This is a genomic window from Halorubrum sp. FL23 (assembly GCF_052439115.2).
GTDB lineage: Archaea > Halobacteriota > Halobacteria > Halobacteriales > Haloferacaceae > Halorubrum > Halorubrum persicum.
The window spans coordinates 80,673-99,668 of the sequence record NZ_JBQVRO020000012.1 but is presented as its reverse complement, the minus strand read 5'-3'; the positions used below and the strand labels follow the sequence as shown (position 1 = coordinate 99,668).

General features: G+C 55.8%; 14 protein-coding genes and 2 pseudogenes. 9 read left to right on the top strand and 7 right to left on the bottom strand.

Annotation, left to right across the window (positions count from 1 at the left end; all coding sequences use genetic code 11):
- Positions 1-83: 83 nt before the first annotated feature.
- Positions 84-254 (top strand): annotated as a pseudogene (locus tag ACT4MF_RS14550) (DUF8076 family protein); the annotation flags it as partial.
- A 32-nt stretch (positions 255-286) separates the two neighbouring features.
- Here ACT4MF_RS14550 and ACT4MF_RS14545 read toward each other — a convergent pair.
- The 4 genes from ACT4MF_RS14545 to ACT4MF_RS14530 all read right to left on the bottom strand — a co-directional run bounded on the left by ACT4MF_RS14545 (position 287) and on the right by ACT4MF_RS14530 (position 8,109).
- Positions 287-1,012: a hypothetical protein gene (locus ACT4MF_RS14545; RefSeq protein WP_444683138.1), complete on the bottom strand. Its 726-nt coding sequence runs from the start codon at positions 1,010-1,012 to the stop codon at positions 287-289.
- Between the two features lie 1,014 nt (positions 1,013-2,026).
- Complete coding sequence (locus ACT4MF_RS14540; protein WP_444683137.1) at positions 2,027-2,698, bottom strand: HNH endonuclease; 672 nt, start codon at positions 2,696-2,698, stop codon at positions 2,027-2,029.
- Between the two features lie 413 nt (positions 2,699-3,111).
- Positions 3,112-4,071: a phage NrS-1 polymerase family protein gene (locus tag ACT4MF_RS14535; RefSeq protein WP_444683136.1), complete on the bottom strand. Its 960-nt coding sequence runs from the start codon at positions 4,069-4,071 to the stop codon at positions 3,112-3,114.
- 3,039 nt (positions 4,072-7,110) lie between these two features.
- On the bottom strand, positions 7,111-8,109 hold the full coding sequence (locus tag ACT4MF_RS14530; RefSeq protein ID WP_444683135.1) for a tyrosine-type recombinase/integrase: 999 nt from the start codon (positions 8,107-8,109) through the stop codon (positions 7,111-7,113).
- 268 nt (positions 8,110-8,377) lie between these two features.
- Here ACT4MF_RS14530 and ACT4MF_RS14525 point away from each other — a divergent pair, with 268 nt between their 5' ends.
- Positions 8,378-8,659, top strand: a complete 282-nt coding sequence (locus ACT4MF_RS14525) for a hypothetical protein (protein ID WP_444683134.1) — start codon at positions 8,378-8,380, stop codon at positions 8,657-8,659.
- Positions 8,660-8,760: 101 nt separating this feature from the next.
- Here ACT4MF_RS14525 and ACT4MF_RS14520 read toward each other — a convergent pair.
- Positions 8,761-9,234 (bottom strand): annotated as a pseudogene (locus ACT4MF_RS14520) (DDE-type integrase/transposase/recombinase); the annotation flags it as partial.
- A 93-nt stretch (positions 9,235-9,327) separates the two neighbouring features.
- Here ACT4MF_RS14520 and ACT4MF_RS14515 point away from each other — a divergent pair.
- The 7 genes from ACT4MF_RS14515 (at position 9,328) to ACT4MF_RS14485 (ending at position 16,637) form a co-directional block, all read left to right on the top strand.
- Entirely contained in the window at positions 9,328-9,825 is a 498-nt protein-coding gene (locus ACT4MF_RS14515) for a hypothetical protein (protein ID WP_144050392.1), read from the top strand.
- 182 nt (positions 9,826-10,007) lie between these two features.
- Positions 10,008-10,463, top strand: a complete 456-nt coding sequence (locus tag ACT4MF_RS14510; protein ID WP_144050393.1) for a hypothetical protein — start codon at positions 10,008-10,010, stop codon at positions 10,461-10,463.
- Positions 10,464-10,776: 313 nt separating this feature from the next.
- Positions 10,777-11,097 carry an antibiotic biosynthesis monooxygenase family protein gene (locus tag ACT4MF_RS14505; protein ID WP_099254811.1) on the top strand — a complete coding sequence of 107 codons (321 nt, stop codon included), beginning with the start codon at positions 10,777-10,779 and terminating at the stop codon, positions 11,095-11,097.
- Positions 11,098-11,504: 407 nt separating this feature from the next.
- Positions 11,505-11,642 carry a hypothetical protein gene (locus ACT4MF_RS14500; RefSeq protein ID WP_180271734.1) on the top strand — a complete coding sequence of 46 codons (138 nt, stop codon included), beginning with the start codon at positions 11,505-11,507 and terminating at the stop codon, positions 11,640-11,642.
- 868 nt (positions 11,643-12,510) lie between these two features.
- Positions 12,511-12,870 (top strand): hypothetical protein, encoded by a 360-nt coding sequence (locus tag ACT4MF_RS14495; RefSeq protein ID WP_144050407.1) that lies wholly within the window; start codon positions 12,511-12,513, stop codon positions 12,868-12,870.
- An 833-nt stretch (positions 12,871-13,703) separates the two neighbouring features.
- Positions 13,704-15,815: a PAS domain-containing protein gene (locus ACT4MF_RS14490; protein ID WP_444683133.1), complete on the top strand. Its 2,112-nt coding sequence runs from the start codon at positions 13,704-13,706 to the stop codon at positions 15,813-15,815.
- A gap of 57 nt (positions 15,816-15,872) precedes the next feature.
- Positions 15,873-16,637: a response regulator receiver protein gene (locus ACT4MF_RS14485; protein WP_444683132.1), complete on the top strand. Its 765-nt coding sequence runs from the start codon at positions 15,873-15,875 to the stop codon at positions 16,635-16,637.
- Between the two features lie 345 nt (positions 16,638-16,982).
- On the opposite strand, the gene ACT4MF_RS14480 is transcribed toward ACT4MF_RS14485, so the two are convergent.
- On the bottom strand, positions 16,983-17,702 hold the full coding sequence (locus tag ACT4MF_RS14480) for a class I SAM-dependent methyltransferase (protein WP_444683131.1): 720 nt from the start codon (positions 17,700-17,702) through the stop codon (positions 16,983-16,985).
- A gap of 83 nt (positions 17,703-17,785) precedes the next feature.
- Positions 17,786-18,895: a guanosine monophosphate reductase gene (locus tag ACT4MF_RS14475; RefSeq protein ID WP_444683130.1), complete on the bottom strand. Its 1,110-nt coding sequence runs from the start codon at positions 18,893-18,895 to the stop codon at positions 17,786-17,788.
- Positions 18,896-18,996: the final 101 nt, after the last annotated feature.

Here is an 18,996-nt window from a genome sequence, read left to right as displayed (position 1 = left end):
CCCTTCCTCTGACGTATCAACTGCTACTTCGTTGCGTCGAGTGTTGGCTTGGTTCTAAATGATCTTGCGACGCGACCAATTTTTTAATGACCCAGAATCCAAGGATTCTGTTCATCGTTGATGACTTGGAGTACTGGGATACAGCTGTCATACCTCAAAACGACGAGGAAATTCCCCTTAGCGATATTTTTCATGGCAGTCTAGAACACGAAGGGGCAGACTGGTTCTCGAGTCGGCTCAACGTGAGCTCGTAGTATCTATACATTCTTCTCGCAAGCGTTCAAACTTATCTATCTGATTCTCTTTCCCTTATTCTTCGCTCTTCCATTTGGATTTCTGCTTCCCAATCTCGCCAGTATTCTCCTTCTTCAATCAAATTCTCTTGTTTTTCTAGTCCTTTTGCATCTGATAGCAGGTATACCAATTCGTTTGTAATGCCGTCTGTTTCAGCTATTATTTCTTCTAACTCTTCTCGCAACTCCTCTGCCTTGGTATTCACCCCTCTTTGTTCATCCTCAAATTCCCGATAACGGTCGTCTGGCGAGGTAATAGTATATTCAATTGATTGTCTTATTATTCGAATAATAGTTTCTCGTGCATCCAATTCGCCTTCTACTTCTCTGTACCGCTCTCCTTGATCTGTTAGCCAATTTGCCCAATCATCTGCCTTGTTCCTGAGTTCCCGAAGTCGGTCTACTGGTGGGTTTTTGTCGTAATCGTGGTCTACCTCGTTGCTGATCGTGTTAATCTGGTATGGTAGACCGGAGAATTCTGAAGGAACAGAAAAATTATCTATGGCTTCAAAACGTGTTTTGACCTTGTTCCACTGTTTCTTTGGCCCGTCCTTTCGAAGTTCAGGGTCAAAATGTAGGTATTCTTGTCCGACCTTGCTTAGTTTTGTTCCGTAAAAATCCCGAAGTGCATAAGTTGCAAGTCTCCGTTGGGGCATATTCTCTAAATCAAAACTATCGAATTGTTTAAGTATTTCATCCGGCGGTTGTCGCTCAGACATAATATACCTATGTAACTCCTCAGTTTAGTCTCTGTTGAAGTTATCTACAGATGATATATTCTAGTACTATTGTGCCAATACTTCGTACCCTGTCTTAGTGTAGAGGACTCGGCTTTCTGTGTGACATCTCGCAATACCTTTCGCGAGTCTCTCTAATATCATTGTATACTAACTCGATCAACGATCGATTAGATATAGAAGAGCAGCTAGTGTCGATATACTGAGAATCCTCAGTTTGAATCATAAGGCGTTTTAAATAAAAACGACCAATACCATTCGGACCCCACTGCGACCGGTTTAGAGAGGATAGTGGCACCATTAGAAATTGATATGATGACCGTTGTGAATTACATTTGACCAACTAAGTCGCGAATGAGTTGCTCGATCCCGTTATTAGTCCGAATGTTCCAACTGACCATCTCTCGCGAGTGGAAGTTGACTATTGCACTCGCTTTGATGGGGTTGGCCACCATGTCGTACACACGGTTCAACATCAACTGAGAGTACTAGGAGATGGGGGTCTAGCACGTTCCAGACGACCCAGTTGAAGCCGTCACTGTTATTCGGGAAGGAACAGTCCCTTTCGGCGCGTTCCGCTTCAGATCAAGCACATGCGCCTGTAAGCGCTCCGTGCTGTCGTCGAACTGGTAACCGTACTCGACGTCGTCGTTGAGGTCGATGTCACCGTGACTTCGTAGTGTTTGGCGAATTTTTGAGCTTAAAATGAGAATACTGTAACGAACGCATGGAAGCCTCGCGCACGCGCGAGGCAGAGCTAGTTCCATCAAGCCTCTCAACGAACTATCTGAAAAGCGGATAGCTCAATCGAGAATAACACTGCGTCTATTAACTGATCTCAATGGTTGCATCCCAGTGGACAGCAGAGAGAACACGGTGGGGTTCTCTACTATTACATAGTCAGTCAGGCTCCACTCATCCACTTCTTGTTATAGATACAACACAGTATCAGATAGATCGCAACCAATCAACCCTATCTCGATCTTGAGGAACATCTCACTGGGGCTCAATTTCTAACAGCTTCTCACGGAGCTGTTCATTGTACTCGTTTCCATTTTTGCCGTGATGGACTCGATAGTGACAGTTAGGACAGAGGGCAATAACCGTTGAGGGCATATCTGAGCCTCCGTCGCTAAGTTCGTGAACATGGTGTGCATGGAAGTATGGGTCACCCGTTTTGCTAACAAATGGTGCTGATTCTTTGCACCCCTCACAAGACCCACCTGCTCTGGCTTTCACGTAGTCACGTACTGCACTTGAACGAGTATACTCAGTTGCATCTGAACGTGCTACAGATGTATCCTCAGAAATCTCCTCAACTGCTGCCTCTTTTGCTTGGTTTCGCAATTGCTCAAGACTAGGATCCTCATCTGGAGAGGCTGTTTTGGATGGATCTTGGCCTGTAGAATTTGTTGTCTTATCAGTTCCCTCTGATGGATCTGTATTCTCTGATTTGGTGGATTCGTCCGTATCTTTGGTACTCGGATTTGTTGATTTCTCGCTTTTTTCCTCTCCCTCAAGATTGGTGTCTTCTTCGTCTCTTCGTTGTTCTGGAACTAAATCGTCCATGGTGAATGGACCTGAATCCACTCCGATTTCTAATTCAATGTAATCCGGTATCTCATGATCGAGAAAATCAATTGGCTGGCCTGCGGGTTCTATCTCCATCAGGCGCCCATAATAGGTTTGCCTACCAACAGTTCGTCGGGGCAATTGAATTGGTCCAACATACTCCATTCCCTTTTCAATCGCTCCTTGTTTGAATTTGCCAATCCAAGTTTCAGCAGCCTTGTGAGAGTTTCCAACAATACCGATATATATAGTCGACATATAAGTTACTAGTACCTCTACCTGCCAATGACTTAGTCTCCCGCATGTCTGAATTACACTTATTGAGCCTTGTTCAGACGTGGTGTGAATCGGACGAACCGGTCGCTATCGGAAAACAAAATCGAACGGAGAGGCTCTCACAGGCTGATCCTGTTCAGCCGACACAGACACCAGCCACTGTTATCGGGGGCGTCTAAACAAGGCCCAGTTATTGTAGACCTGCCGTGTAGATCTCGATGTGATGAAGGCGGTTACCTCGTCACATAACGACCAGAGAACGTGCTACCGTTCGTTTTGATTGCTTTCTGGATGGTAACATTTCCATAGGTTCGCCCATCCGAGTAGTGGACTACATCCCATTTAGACCGGATCCGGCTCGAATGTCGAAAGCATTTATCTATCAATTGTGCGTCCTCCTTACACCAAAATGCGAGGTCCGAGGCGAAGCCAAGATCAGCCTCTGACGGAGACGCGAGTCCACCACTAGAATTGGGTGTCGAATCCCATCGATCAAGAGTCCGTTGCGCCTGTTGGGAGCCGGTCTTTGCGTACTCTTCTAGTGTACGTCGGACATCCTCGACGCTGAGACCTGTTGACACGCTAAAGGCCGACTGGGACTCGGTGATCGAAATGACCTCCTCAGAGCCTACATGACTTGTCTGTTCAGGTAGATATTTATCCTGGAGCTTGGCTATGACGCTTCCAGCATCTCTTCGAACGGACCGTTTACTGGTGAACCCTCCGCTGGGATTGTAGAGATCACCCGTCAGTACGACGTACTGATCTCGATCGAACATCTCGATCTTACCGATGTCGTCAAGCAGTTCGGATTCACTTCGTTCAGGGGGATGCGTCCCTTCGGTTACTAGATGTAGGCCCTCACCGGACCGGCTCCACTCCGTGTAGGTATTCAGCTGCCGGACAACCTCGGTAGCCTCCTGCGAGATCGCCGTTGAGTCCTCAGGAACGACGTCGTCAAGATCAACAACGACAAACGGGTCGTCTGCCCGGAGTACGTATGCCAGCTCTCCAGCATACTGTTTTATTCCTCTCAGGGCGGTGTTTAGCACCAACTGATTCTCGGGTTTCTCCCAGCCACTGACCGGTCGTTTTGGAGCCTTATCTCTCGTGACGATCCACTGGTCTCGCTCCTGAAGGGGTTCAGGGACAGCCCCCACACCGTGTTCTCTCGGCGGTATCGGTCGCTTCATTAGTTATTCTCCCAGTCTTCATTATACACGTAGCTGATCAGATCCTCTACCTTTTGTCGGTCAAACTTAGGGAGGACCTCTACAGCTTGGTCTGCCACCCAACAGTCTTTAGCTGCTTCTGGGCACTCACATAGCTCCATTAGGGCGAACCCCACACAGGCGCCGTCGGCGCCACTGTAGTGGCGACTGAATCCCTGTAGATCGCGTTGGAGTACGTTGCGAATAGCCGTGTGGCGCTCCCAATCAGGCACTTCAGACTGCTGAAGTATAGTATCGCAGCGCTTCCACGTCGAATCATCTCGGACCGCATGCTTGTTGCGTGAGTTCTCATACGTTTGCCTGCGACCCATCTGATAGCTCCACATCTTGTCGAAGTCAGTGGGATTAGAGCTATCCGCATCGTTTGATCGAAATGTGGTTCGGGCCGAGCTCCCGGTTATCCCAGCAGTGTCCGTTTTTTCATCCCATTTCTCTCCCGTGTAGATTAGATCTGCACGCTCGTAGATGCGTTTCTTCTCCCACTCTTGTGGGGCAGATACATCTCTGTGGTAGCTAGTGATGTATTCGCCTTTGTCGGCTGGAGCGGGAAAGTTAGTTTCCGGTACTCGTTGCGGTACGGTAGTTTCTTTTGTCATTGTGCCACACGACCGCCTGCCAATACTGGTCGAACTCGGGATGAGACCGAATTGGTCCCATCTAGAATCAAGCCTTCAGCCCTTGTGAGAGCGTAGGCTAGACTTTTAGGAGCGAGCGAGCACAGTTGATTGAGCAGTGCGATCAGTGCGACAGTACCCGGAACGAATTACTGACGGATCGGGTATCAGCTTCAATTGAACAATAAGCCGGCTTTGGCTAAACTGTTTCCCATTTGGTGCTAGCGTAATGTTGGTAGCATCAATTTTTTTAAATGAGTGCGAATGGGAATCCCTCCACAGCGGGGGTAATCCTTCCAAAAATATCTGAGTAGCTCAGGGTCAGGATCTGCCGATTGAGCTGTCTCGCCGGAGGTGGGGATCTTGTACACAGAAATGAGTTAGAGTCAAGTTCTAATTCATCTTCTTTTCCGTTGTCACCGTGTAGATCAAGCGACATCTCGACAACCAATCCCAGATCGCTATTTATTATGCAGACTCTGTGCGACTCACTAGGACCTGGTAATTATTATGATATGACGTCCTGAATATGAGTTTGCTGTTATTTTTGCGATAGAGTACTCCAAACCCTAGGTCCCTCATTGTCTTGCAAAATTGGTCACGAACCTCAATGAGGTGGTGGTTAAGACTATATTCACAGCATTCGCACTGGTCTTGTATCCAGTTTGAGGGCCTAGTAAGCAGAAATGGGCAGGTGAATAAGACTCTGTGCCTGCCTTTCGGCATTGCGTGCCGGTATTTATTTGGATCACCTTTTGCGATACTCTTAGAAAATGAAACGTTGGTATCGCGGTAGCGGTATAAAAACAATTGAGAGATTTCATCTTGGATACTCTTTATACCAGTATCACCAAAGCTGGTCAGGTCTTTGTCAAGGCATCTGTAAGCATCTCCAAGCTTACACTCTATAAAAAACGGATTTGATAGTTCTGTGTCATCATCAATCGGCATATCATGGCGTAGTGTAATGTCTGGACGACATTTGTGCCCGCTAGAATGTTCTGCGTCAATCGTGTACCGTTCTGTGATACCCAATGGATGGTACGAACCCTGTGTGAAACTCAACTCATCTAGTTGCTCTGTCAATTGCTTGCTAAAATCTGTTTCTTTATCAAACACATCGGGCATCTCCTCACGGATTAACCACCAATTGTCCATTACGGACGTAGATTGGCAGAATTATTATTAGCTTTTCCCTGTTATTCCTATGTGCACATAAAACGTAAGAAATACTTGTGGAAACGAGCAGTAGCACTATTCTTAGACGGGATCTAAGGCGTGATCTCGACTGAATAGTGATTGTCTTGACGGAAGTGTAGACCCAGCTGTACTGTAACTAATGTTGAGAACTACTATTTCTGATGAAATACAGAGCAAAACGTGGTGGTCAATCTATCGCTGATAGTACTCACTAGACAGCTGGCTTTTGAAGCTTGTATCTACGATGTGCATAGTATAGAGTGGAAGGAGGCATCAAGGTAGGTCCAAACAAAGTATTAGTCTGATATCAGTGTGAAGTTCTCTCTGCAAAGGAGGCAACCGTTCGTTGCTTAGCTTAGTCCTGTTCCAAATGACCGTTGACTGGTCTGTATCGACTAGCTTGGGTGTGTTGTTCTCTGTTGAGAGGAAGTAGATGAGTCGTGTATGATAGGCTGTTGTGTCTACGACTGTCTGCCTCTACGACTGAGCATGTCGCATACGATTGGTAGTCTTGGATGAACCTCCCATCCGTGTTCTCTCTGCGGTCGTGGTATTACACCAGAAAATTTGCAAAGAGTTCGCCTAGATCGTCGTTTCATCAACAGATAGAGTCCAATTGAGTCCCTCCTCATACGGCTCACAGAGGGTGACAGCGTTCGCACGTTAGCGTTCGACGTCGTCGTCGGAGACAGTGGTGTCGAACTCGTCAAAGTCAAACTCCGTCTGGGATTTCTGTGCGGACATGGCAAAGGCGTTACCCCCGAACTAAATCAAAGTGTCTCTGTCGGAGCGTCCGGTATTGAGCGATTCTCAAAGAGCCACACAAGTATACTAACTGTTCTACAACACCCTAGCTACGATGTGCATAGTATAGAGTGGAGGGAGTCGCAAGGTAGGTCCGAACATTGTCCATCTCAGTATCAGTGTGAATTCCTCTCTAAGAAATGAATGATCGGTGGTTGCTTAGCTTGATACTGTTAGAGATGAACGTTGATTAGTCGAAGTTTATGTAGTTGTAGTGCGCTGTTCTTTGTCGGGTAGGACTGTCTGAGTTGTATCTGACTGACTGTATCGTGTACAGCTAGTTGTGTTATATCCGAGTGGTCGTGTTAGATGAACCCCCACCGTGTTGTCTCTGCTGTCAGTGCTGTCCAACGAGAACAAAAATATCTGGTTCTACTAAAGACTAGATGTTATCTAAGTGCTCCCTCCTCAGATTCATCTGTTCCTCCAAGCTAGTTTGGTCGTAGTGCTTTTCCAGTACACCACCACTCACATTTGCCCGTTCAGAAACGACTGGACGAGGGACTTCTGATCGTAGATGGTGGGTGATAGATCCTCTCCGAAGTGCATGGGGACTCACTGCGTCTTCACACTGGTGCACTTCATCATACGGATGATCCTCAACCTCGCATTGACACTCCTCTCCGACGAACTGTGGTCTAGTCACCCAGTATGAGTTCTTCCGAATATTACTTCTGCTAATTCGTCCGTACCTAGTGGCCAGTAGTGGTGTCTGACCGTGTTCATCTTCCGTATCTGGATGTTGATCCTCTATCCAGTCAGTGAGGATCCGTCCTGTCTCATCAGAGATTGCGATGAACCTCTCTCCAGAGGATTTGTTCTTCAGTGGTGTTCCATACTCTGGTCGATGTCTGACTTCGATGTATCCGTCGTCACTATCGACATCATCTACGTTGATGCTGCGCACAGTCCCGGTTCTCACTCCCGTTTTCCAGAGCAACAGGATGAGCACGTGCCGAAGGCTCGCATACTCATATTTAGCAAGCTTAGACAGAATCTGTTCTGCGTGATCGTTATCAATGTGTACTGATCGTGCGTTTTCGCCCTCATCGAGCTCTGGAACATCAACCGTTTCCTTGAGTCCCATCTCAACGGCGTCGATCTGGGCGCAGAAATCGAGGAAGGCTCTGAGGGTAGACATCTGTGTCCGAACAGACACGCGATTGAGGTCGCCCTCTTCTGTTCTCCAGAGGCGGTACTCATGGAGACGTCGTCCAGTGAGCTCGTTGAGATTGGTGATATCCCGCTCTTCACACCATTGGAGTAGGTGTTTGAGCCGAAGTCGGTGTGCGTTGAGAGTCGAGTCTGCACAGTCGTCTGCTCGGTGTTTGAGATACAGTTGTACGCCTCGTTCAGGTTCAAGAGGTTCAAGTTCGGGCATGGCTCGTGTGCGATGCCAACCGTGGGGGCGCACAGAGTACCTCGTCCGGGAGGAGCCGATCTCGCTTAATCCGTCGGTCGCGTGGTTACTGTGCCTGTCTGTGCGCGGTAGCACAGACGGCAGAGAGTTCTGTGTAAGCGTCCGGGAACCGCTGTACCCCGACGCCTTACGCAGGACGTATTCGCGCCCGGCCCGCTTCGTTAATAAACGGTAGAGGTATCTTACTTACGTTTTTCGGCCGATTAGCGGTTAGTCCGGAGGTGGCGTCATGAGCGTCGATCGCCGGACCGATCTGGAGGTCGACCTCGACGACAACTGCGCGGTCGCGACCGTCGTAGAGAAGCGGACGATCGAAGTCGGCGACCTGTTCAACGACGACGGCGAACTGCGGCTCTGGAACGTTTTGCGAGATACAGAGGGTATGTCGGTCAGAGTCGCTGGACTCTATCACCGGAGGTGGATGTTTACCGAACCTGTGGAAATTATGCCGCTAGCAGATTTTCGCTCGGGCGGGTGCGCGGACATACCGCCACGGGATTGGCGGTCGTGATGGTGAGCAGGAAGCGGTTAGTGCGTGGGGTCGGAAATCATTCCAATGGATAAAGACCGCAGGGAAGCAAATGCGGAGATGGAAAAGTTAGCATCTCGGGTGCGGGGAGACTCAGTCACCGCAACTGATCCGAGATAGTCTGCGTCATCGACGAGAAATTCCACGTTATTGAGCTGGTATCGCCGGTGTAGCTCGGTCAGAAACCATCGCGTTGTCTGTTTATTTGCGGTCGGATAGAGGCTCACGTGGAGGATTTCGTTCGTCTGTGGATCAACCGCGCCGTACAGCCAGAATTTCTGGCCGTGGAGGCGGATCATCTTTTCGTCAACCGCGAGTTGATCCTCGGAGACGGTCGAGATCGGCTGTAGATCTGCTTTCTGAACCCAGTTATGGATAGCGACGTGACGCCGATCGATCCCAAAACTCTCGAGATGTTTACTTACCTCACGCAGTGACATGCCGGCCAAATGACAGCGGATCCCTACTTCAATCCCCCAGCGCGGAGTTCGATCTCGCTCCACAAACGACAAGTCGATCCACGCGATACGTTCGCTGAGGCGGTCGAATTCTGCCATAGACACTCAGAACTCGTCCGCCTCATCCGCTAACTTAACGCGACGGAATCGTGGCGGGAAAAAGATATATTTCAACCAGTGTTTCGTTCGTGTATGGATTTCCCGCTCTCCCGCCGTCGAATGCTCCACCTCTGTAGTGTGACGAGCATCGCGGCGCTCTCGGGCTGTGTCGCTGACCCGGGAGACAACGGTGGTCTATTAGAGATTCTTCGCGCAGATGCACCAGACGGGGCAACGGTGACGCCGTCGAGTGATGAACGACTTCGCTCCGTCGAGCCGATTCAAACCGCGCTTAGCCGTGCAGCGGAGCGTTCGGTCGCCGACCAGCGCGTGGACAGTTCGGAGTTTTCAGACGTCAGAGCGGCGCTCTCTCCGCTACCCTACTACGAACGCAGTGACCCGCAGAACGACAGCTCCCTTCCCTCTGGAATATACCTCCGTCACAACGACTCGACGTATGTCGCCTCACTGTGGCCCTACTGTACTGATTCGATTCTCGGAAGCGCAGAGAGTGAGGAAGGAAACTACGGCCGGGGGGGATGTTTAAATCCCGAGGAGCGTCCCGGCGACTCGTTAAATGGGTCTACATGACCATCGCTTCCCGAGTTCTACAAGCTACGGACTCGCTGAACAAACGTGAACGAACCGCTACGTTAGGACGCTTGTCGTGTTAGAACCATGGTCTGTATTGACCCAAACCGGGTCAGAAAAATCACTTGCTGAGGGGTTCAACAGAGCCGAAAATATATATTCCTCTACTATATTCCCAAAATATGTCAGATACATTCCCGGCCGGAGCAGTCCCCTTATCAATGCTTGCTGGGATATTGTGGGTTGTCCAACCGGCAGCGTTATTCCCGCTATTCGAGCCCCTTCTTGGTGATGCCTCGCTCGGTATTGGATTTATCTTTGCCGTCATCTTCGGTCACGGAGGCAGAAATTTTCTTCTCCTGGTCCTCATAATTAGCATCTTCTGGATGGTCTTTCGGGATCCTCGGTCGCTGTGGGAATTTGATCGACCTATACAGGTCGCTGCCGTCGCCGGCGTCGTATTCTTACTTCTACTCTCGCCCGTCAGCGACGTCTTCTCCAATTTCCTACCACGAGGTGACATTCCCTTAGTATTCCGTTCGATACGCATCGCTGGCTCGATCTGCGCCGCTGTTCTTATTGGAAGCGTTCTGGTCAGCAAGTTACGCTCCGTCCGTTCCCGATCCACGTCGGCTTAGCAAGCGGATCGCAGATTCATTTGAGATCGTACGTATGGCTTGTACTAAGTGATTTGAGAGTTCTGTACTGGGCGATCACCATCTTGGTAAACCGTGCTCGATCGGTTGCGACATTCGTGCGCTGTATTCAGCAGCGCCGTCGCTAAGTACTTGAACTCTGTCAGTGCCGGCGTGGCCGATACGGAGGATGTAGTCAGCATTCGAACAGTGTTATTTTCTCCAAATATGCTCTGAACTAGCTGATAGAATCCATCTGCGTATCTAGCTCTCGAAGAGAAAGCATCTTGCTCGCGCGAGGGCGAGACTCGTAGTAATGTATCTCGTTACGTTTCGCCTTGACCCGGGGGAGTATGACGAGGAGTTTCACGAGCTGAATGACGCGATACAGGCGGCTGCTGAGGACACGGACGGTTATCGCGGCAAGCGAACATGGAATGCTCCAGAGAGTGAGGAGGTTCTCGTCGCGTACTACTGGGAGTCCTTAGACGCGCTTGAGACGTTTGGCGCATATTCAGAGCACAAAGAGGCGAAACAGCGGTGGACAGAGTGGTACGATGCCTACGAGGTCACCGTCACGGAAGTCATCGAATCGTATGGAAGTGGATTTGGGAACGACGCAGACCCACCTGCGTAATGTAATTCTGTACTGACCGATTCATGAGTCCTCTGTACTGAGCGATTGAGGGTGCGAAGATATCAATTGAGAAGATTTTCAACAAAGCCCAAAAGCTCTGTGCTGGACGCATTCTCTGTATCTCGCACGGTGCTACTGATGGATGGGAGTGTTCTGGCTTTTGTCCTCAATTAAGTTAATTGGCAGTTAACGGCCATCGGAGCTGAATTTCTGTTCGGTACCGCAACCCAATCACGTCGGTGTGAGACGATTGCGAGCGAGACGCGGGCTGTTTCGGCTGAGTAGCGACGAACCACCGCTAACGACTTCTAGGACAAGTTGTCACTCAACAGGCGAATACCGGCCCGATCACGCCGGTCGACCCGTGGGCTCTGCCGTCTTTTATGCGACCTTGTTAGAGAACTTCCATGGGCCTAGAGGCGACCGGCAAGCCGGACCGGTACAAAGTGTGGCTCCGTGACAACGACGAATGGACGCTTGAACGGGCGAAGGTCGAAGGGGGCGAGAAGGATCTCCAAGGTCTCGGTGAGGAAGCTGCGCAGTAGGGACAGCGAGGCAATTCTACAGAAAACCGTGTGGGAACAGGGTGAGAGGAGCACGGTCGACTCGAACTTGAAGACGATCTGTAGTCGAATACGGTTCGCGTGCAGGTGACAAGTCCTGACTCGGTCGTGGTCAATACAGACCAAGCAGGCATCGCTCTGTATAGGCGAAGGACTGCTCAGGGGCCATCAGCGTTCTTCAACAATCGTAGCAGTAGACACAGAGTCAATATCATTGCGACGACGAACGTAATTCCGATAATAATAGTCCCTGTGCCGACCATACCTGTTCTCAAGTGTATAGCTCCAAGAAGACACTGGCTCGAAGTACCTCTTTTCGGATTCAATCAGTTCGCACTCTTCGTCGACCGGCTGTTTCAGACATTAATGTGTCTGAAGAAGAGGGTTTCAAGAGGGCCGTCTATTTGGGCCTGCTAAGTAGTGCTGAGAATCAAAACAGTACCAAAAGCAGGTATACTTCAACAGGGCAAAACGAGTTTGGGATTCTCTGTATTGAATCCCAAACTCGCACACTAACTAGACGACAGAACGCGTTTACGACCACATTGACCGGGTCTAACCAGAACGGTCTCAACGTCTCTACACCGTTCAGGTTCTGTTTTCGATCAGATCGCGGCGAACCGCGTCGCTGGCGGAACTCGCACTCGCGCGTGCGCCAGCCCCCCACCCCTCCCGCGGGATGGAGGGCGTGAACCTAGATATTTTGAACGCACGTGGATCCGCCGACCTGGAACGCCGGTACCGATAAAGTTGGACACGAATCGATTGCGTGAACAAATCATCGACAGACATTATCACTCATGTTAATAATAGAAATGATTATGTGATCGAGTGAACATAACGGGGAGACATGATCAGGCGGACATATCTCAGTGCGGTGGTAGGCGTGGTGACAGCCACAACACTCTCAGGATGTACACAGGGGGACGCAGTGCTGCACGAGACGCAGCTCTCGGCTACTTCACCGACAAAGGAGTGGGAAGTAGAATTAGAAGAGGGCAATCGAATGCGGCTCGAGGTTGAATCAACAGACGACGGTCCCGGCAGCATCGGTGGATACGTTCACCATGCTGACACAGGCGAAGAAATCGCGAGTACAAGCGACAGTCAAACGGACGAAACCTTCGAAGTGCCAACCACAGGGACATACATCGTTTCAGTCGATCCGAGAGGGGTCACGGGAGAAATCATACTCCGTGATCTGGACTGAGTCGGAAGACATTCTTTGATACCTCTGAGACTGCTTCTACCGTCATAGTGCTGACTGCACCCCCTGTATTCAGCACATGCTCAGTAAACTATCAGGGGGTGTTTCAACAGGGCACGCTCGACTGAAGCGGCGCCGCGGGACCAGTTCTGATCGGCGGTCGAGTATGTATACTTCCACTTTCAGTCCGGGTTCTGAGTACACTTTTGAAGCATATCTGTGTCGATCGGTGTATGATGAAGGCGCAGGAACTCGTTCGCAATGCCGATGGCACGATTCCCGATCCGGTCCTCACACTCACCCTCAAACCCGAGACATCTTCGCGGTCGGGATGGCAGTCACACCGGACCGCCTCTGAACTGATGTTGTACTCACGGATGATGTTCGGGCATAGCGAACTAAAATTCAGTTCGTGCACACCCTCGTGAACGCCGAAATCCGACCCGAACGTGAACCCACACTGGTCAGCCGCGTCCAACTGCGCGGCAGTCTTGAACCGTTCCGTTCGCCATGACCGCCACGTCATCACAAACGCGATCTTGCGATCGTAGGTGGAGAAGACTCCGTGGAAACGACTGTCGAAGCGGCCATCGGGCCGCATCCCCGTAGATTATTTTTGCAGAGCCTTCTATGAATTCAAATCGTGCCCGACCCCCTCTCTGTTGACCCCACGCCCGATAGCGGCCGCTCGCTGCAGCGTTCTACGCGAAGTCCGACCCGAACGCGGCGCCGTGCGCCCTCAACGCTGACACCGTGGATCACCCCGATCCGCTGCGGTGTTTAAAACTGATAATTCGCGCTATACCTTTTTATCCACCTCCGGGTTCAAAATCCGTATGCAGCCTCGTGGAGAGTCAGTTCTGACGGTCGTTCACCTCGGCTCCGGCGCGGATCTGGTGCGCGAAGCGGCTGCGGAGTCGACGGTCGTCGCCGGGGCCGACCGCGTCCTGTCCGTCGGAGAGCAGCTGCCCGAAACGCCTCCACAGGATCCGGGGGACGTGCGACTGATCGTCTGTGGGCTGACGGGGTCGTTGGGCGTCGACGCCCTCGTCGGACTCCGCGAGGCGTTTCCGAACACGCCGTCGCTCGCGCTCCTCTCCGACGACGACGCGCTCGACGACGCGCTCGACGCCGGGGCAACGGACGTGTTGGTTTGCGGCGGCGACGCCGACCGATCGGCGCTGCTCGCTCGGCGGATGGACACGGTCGCCACCACGCCGGTCGAGGGGTCGCTCACCGCGAGATCGACCGAGCGCCTCCTCGACGCGATCGACGACTCGTTTTACACGCTCGACACGGACGGCACGCTTCGGCGCTGGAACAGTCGCTTCCGGGAGGTTACCGGCTACGACGACGAGGAGCTCGCCGAGATGCACGCGCTGGATTTCTTCGCGGGCGCCGACAAGGACCGGATCGCCGGAGCGATCGACACCGTGATCGAGAGCGGCAGCGCCGCGGTCGAGGTGGAACTGGTCGCGAAAGACGGGACGACGACCCCGATCGAGTACACCGGCGCGCTCGTGACCGACGCCGACGGGACGCCGCGAGGGATCGCCGGCATCGGGCGGAACGTGGCCGAGCGGCGCGAACGCGAGGACCGGCTGGTGCGTCTCCGACAGGCGGTCGAGACCGTGGTCGACAGCGCACCCCTGACGCTGTTCGAGGTCGACGCCGACGGCGCGATATCGACGGTTCGGGGAGAGACGCTTTCCCAGGGGCTCGGACGGCGAATCGCCCGCGGCGACTCCGTCACGGAGGCGTTCGCCGACCGGCCCCGGCTCCGGCGTGATATCGAGACCGCCCTCGGTGGCGAGGCGGTTCACGAACTCGTCGACATCGGCGATTCGACGCTCGAAACGTGGTTCCAGCCGGCGTTAGACGAGACCGGGACCGTCAGTCGGGTGATCTGTCTGGCGCTCGACGTGACCGAACGGGAAGCCCGGGCCGGCATGCTCGATCAGATCCAGGCGAACGCCGGCGAGGTGATCTGGCTGTCCACTCCCGGGAAGGGGTCGATGGACTTCATCACCGATTCCTACGAAACCGTCTGGGGGCGCGATCCCGAGACGCTCGTCGAGAGTCCCACGTCGTTCGTCGAGGCGATCCACCCCGACGACCGCGACAGAGTCGAGGCGGCGCTGGCCGAGCAGCGCGAGACCCCCGGCGCGTACGAGGAGACGTACCGCGTGGTCCGCCCGGACGGGGAGGTCCGATGGGTCCACGACCAGTCGGCCGGTGTCTACGAGGACGGAGAGCTGACGCGCATCGTCGGGATCGCGAGCGACATCACCGTTCGGAAACGGCGCGAACAGGAGCTGCGGCTGAAGAACCGCGTCGTCGAGACCGCACCCGTCGGGATCGCGATCCACGAGCGGGCCGGAGAGGCGGCCCCGATCACGTACGTCAACGATCGGTTCGAGTCGACCACGGGCTACGAGTGTGATACCGTCGCCGGCGAGGGGGTTTCGGTGCTCGCCGGGCCCGACACGGACACCGACCGCCTCCAGCCGATAGCGACGGCGATCGAGGCGGGCGAACGCCGCAGCGAGACCCTCGTTCTCTACCGGGCGGACGGGACGCCCTTCTGGGGCCGCGTCGACGTCGCACCCGTCGTCGACGCCGACGGGGCAGTGACCCACGCCGTCAGCTTCGTTCAGGACGTAACCGAGTCCAAAGAGCACGAACAGGAGATCGAGCGACATCTCGCGGAGTTCGGTGAAGTGCTCGCCGAGGACCTCGGCGTTCCGCTGCGGGAGGCGAAGCGACGCCTGGACGCCGCGGCCGACGGCGGGTCGGAAACGGAGCTCCGCCGGGCGGAACGGTCGGTGGAGACCGCCGTCTCGCTCGTCGAGGACCTCGCGACGGTCCACTCGTTCTCGGTCGAATCGCGGCAGCTCTCGGAATCGATGCGCGAATCGGCGCCCACGCCGACCAGTCACGATGAGTGAGGCGACGGGACCGCGATCCGGGGTCGCCCCCCGCCCCGCGGTGGGTGGGTGATCCCCGTGGAGCTGCCGGCGTCGGAGGTCGTCATCTGCGAGACGAACAAGACGAGGGCGGACCTCTACGGGCTCTGGCTCGACGACTACGCTCCGCGCCGGGCGCTGACGACCGCGCAGTTCGCCGAGGCGTTCGACGCCGGGGTCGCGGTCGTCGTGTGGGACGGGGCGTTCGGCGACGGCGAAGCCGAAGCGGTCCTTGACACGGTCCGGTCGGGGGCGTCCCACTGTCGCGTGCTCGGGATCCGAGAGCGATCGAACACGGGGCCTGCCCCGGCGTACGACCGGAATATCGAACGACCCGTGTTCGAGACGGAGCTGGCGGAGTGCGTCGAGACGCTGTTTCACCGGGCGAACTACCACCTGCTGCTCGATCAGTACTACCGGACCACGGTGTTGGTCTCGGCGTACGAGTGGCAGGGCAGCAGCGACGGACGCGACAACGAGCGGTACGAGCGCCTGCGAGATCGGGCAGCGCGGCTCGAGGGGTACCTGAACGGCCTTCGCCCGCGGATGAGCGACGAGGATGTCCGCGCCGTCGCGGACGGGATCACGGTCACCGATGTCGACGACACCGACGACGGACCGTCGATCGAGAGCAAGTACCGCCCGGACGAGTGTGCGCGGTGCGGCCGAGACTGGACCGGGGGGGCCGACGGCGAGGCGCCGACGGTGAAGCTGGCGGCGTACGTGTGGCGGTGTGACGACTGCGGTCACGTGGATATGCGCGTGGATCCGAATCACCGACACGTCACCTCGTTCAGACGCTGACCGGCGAGAGCCCGGCCGCTCGCGGGTCGCCGAATGAGCTCGTCGTGCACCGCGGCGTGAGTCCTTTATGCAGTCTGCCGACGACGGTGCCTGCATGTCGACTCTCGACGACGCGACGGCGCACGCGCTCGCGGAGCGTGGCGGCGAGCGCCCGCCCTCACCCCTCGGCGTCCTCGAGCCGCGCGCCGCACTCCGGGCAGACCTCGTCGGCGCGAGAGACCGCGAGGTCGCATTCCGAACAGAATCGACGGTCGCAGGCCGGGTCGCCCATACCCGTTCGTCCGCTCGGCCGCCTCATAACTCCGACGGAGGGGGAGCTCCCCACAATAGCACGCCGAGGCCCGCCTACCGCTTTCGCAGCGCGGCCCGGTAATGCGGTCCGTCCCCGGTCCCGCTGCGATCGATCGCGTCGACCTCCCACCTCGTTCCGAGCGCCGCTTCGCGGAGCCGGTCCGGGGAGAACAGCCTGAAGTGGAGCGTCGGGTCGGTCGTGCCGGCGTACGAGAACCACATGACGCGGTGCGCGAGCCCGGGCGTCGGATCCCCGCGGTATCCGAGGAGCGCCGTCGCCTCGGGGTGTGACGGATCGTAACAGTCGACCACGGCGGTCGCGTCGGGCGTCGTCACGAACGCGAGATCACCGAGAAACGCCGAGAGCCCGCCCATCGACCCGGCCAGTCCGATCTGCGTGCCGATCGCGAGCGCCGACGCGAACCGGTCGCGCTCGAACGCGTCTCGGAGGGCGAACATGTCGCCTTCGCGAGCGTCCTCGACGCCGCGGTCGCGCATCGTCTCCACGAGCGCCGGGCTGGTCTCGACGGCGACCGTCTCGAACCGCTCTTGCGCCCACAGCGCGTGGCGACCCGCCCCGGCACCGAGGTCGACGACCGGCCCCTCGAGCCGCGACGCTAACCACGATCCGGCGTCGCTCTCGGGGTCGAACGCGTCGAAGTAGAACGCCTCGATCGGATGCTCGCGCGTCTCCTCGCCGTCGCCCTGCCTGAGCGGGTCGGTCCGGTCGCCGCGGTGGTGATCGCGGACCGCGCGTCCGAAGGCATCGGTCATGCACCGATGGTGTCCGTCGGGCGTGAAAAGCTATCCGTGGGGGCGCCTCACATTCACATCCCCGCAGTTATCCACTCGACACCTCAGTCGTCGCTCTCGGCGGCCGACCCGCCGGTCGAGTCCGCGACTCGCTTCGTCTCGCTGTCCACGCTGATCCCCTCCCAGTCGTCGTCGGTGTGGAACCCCTCGCGTTCCTTCGCCCCGGGCGCGACCCGGATGAACTCGGCTCGGTCGCGGGCCTGCTCGATCGTGTGCCCGCCGCAGTACGAGAGCCCCGAGCGGATCCCCTGACAGAACTCCCCTGCGACCGTCGCGACCGGGCCCTTGTACGGCGTCAGCGCCTCGACGCCCTCGTCGGCGCCCACGTCGGCTCCCTTGTCGTCGCGCTCCTCCGCGGCGGCGGTCGTCGCCATCCCGCGCGAGCGCTTGTACCGCGTCCCGTCGACCTCGACGACCGCACCAGGCGCCTCCTCCGTCCCGGCGAAGAGGCTTCCGAGCATGACGGTGTCGGCGCCCGCCATCAGCGCCTTCACCGCGTCGCCGGAGGTGCGGATCCCGCCGTCGGCGCAGATCGTCACGTCAAGCTCCTCCGCCGCCGTCGCGCAGTCGTCGACCGCGGTCAGCTGTGGGACGCCGGCGCCGGCGACCTTCCGCGTGGTGCAGTGGGAGCCCGGACCGATCCCGACCTTCACGCAGTCGGCGCCGGCCGCCGCGAGGTCCTCGACGCCGGCGGGCGTGGCGACGTTCCCGGCGATCTGGTCCGTCTCCGGGAACTCGTCGTCGAGGCGCTCGACCGCGGCGACGGTCCGGTCCATGTGCCCGTGCGCGACGTCGACGACGAGGGCGTCCACGCCCGCGGCGACCAGTTTCGCGCTCCGGGCCACGTAGTCTTCGTCGATGCCGACCGCGGCGCCCACCTGCTCGCCCGCAGCGGCCACGTCTTCGACCTGCGCCGCCTGCTCGTCGGCGGTAAGGAAGCGGTGGAGCACGCCGAGGCCGCCGGCACGAGAGAGTTCGATCGCCAGTTCCGCCTCGGTGACGGTGTCCATCGCCGCCGAGACCAGCGGCGTCTCCAGTTCGACGCCCGGCGTGAGCCGGGTCGAGAGGTCCACCTCGCTCCGGCTGTCGACCGGCGACCGCTGCGGGACGAGCAGCACGTCGCCGTAGCTCAGTCCGGTTCGTAGATCGTTCATACCCTTAGCGAGGAGAGAGACGCTCACTGATAAATCTCTCGGCGCGCGGTGGACGAGGCGGCAGTCGTGGTCGGGCGGCAGTCGTGGTCGGTGGTCGGCAG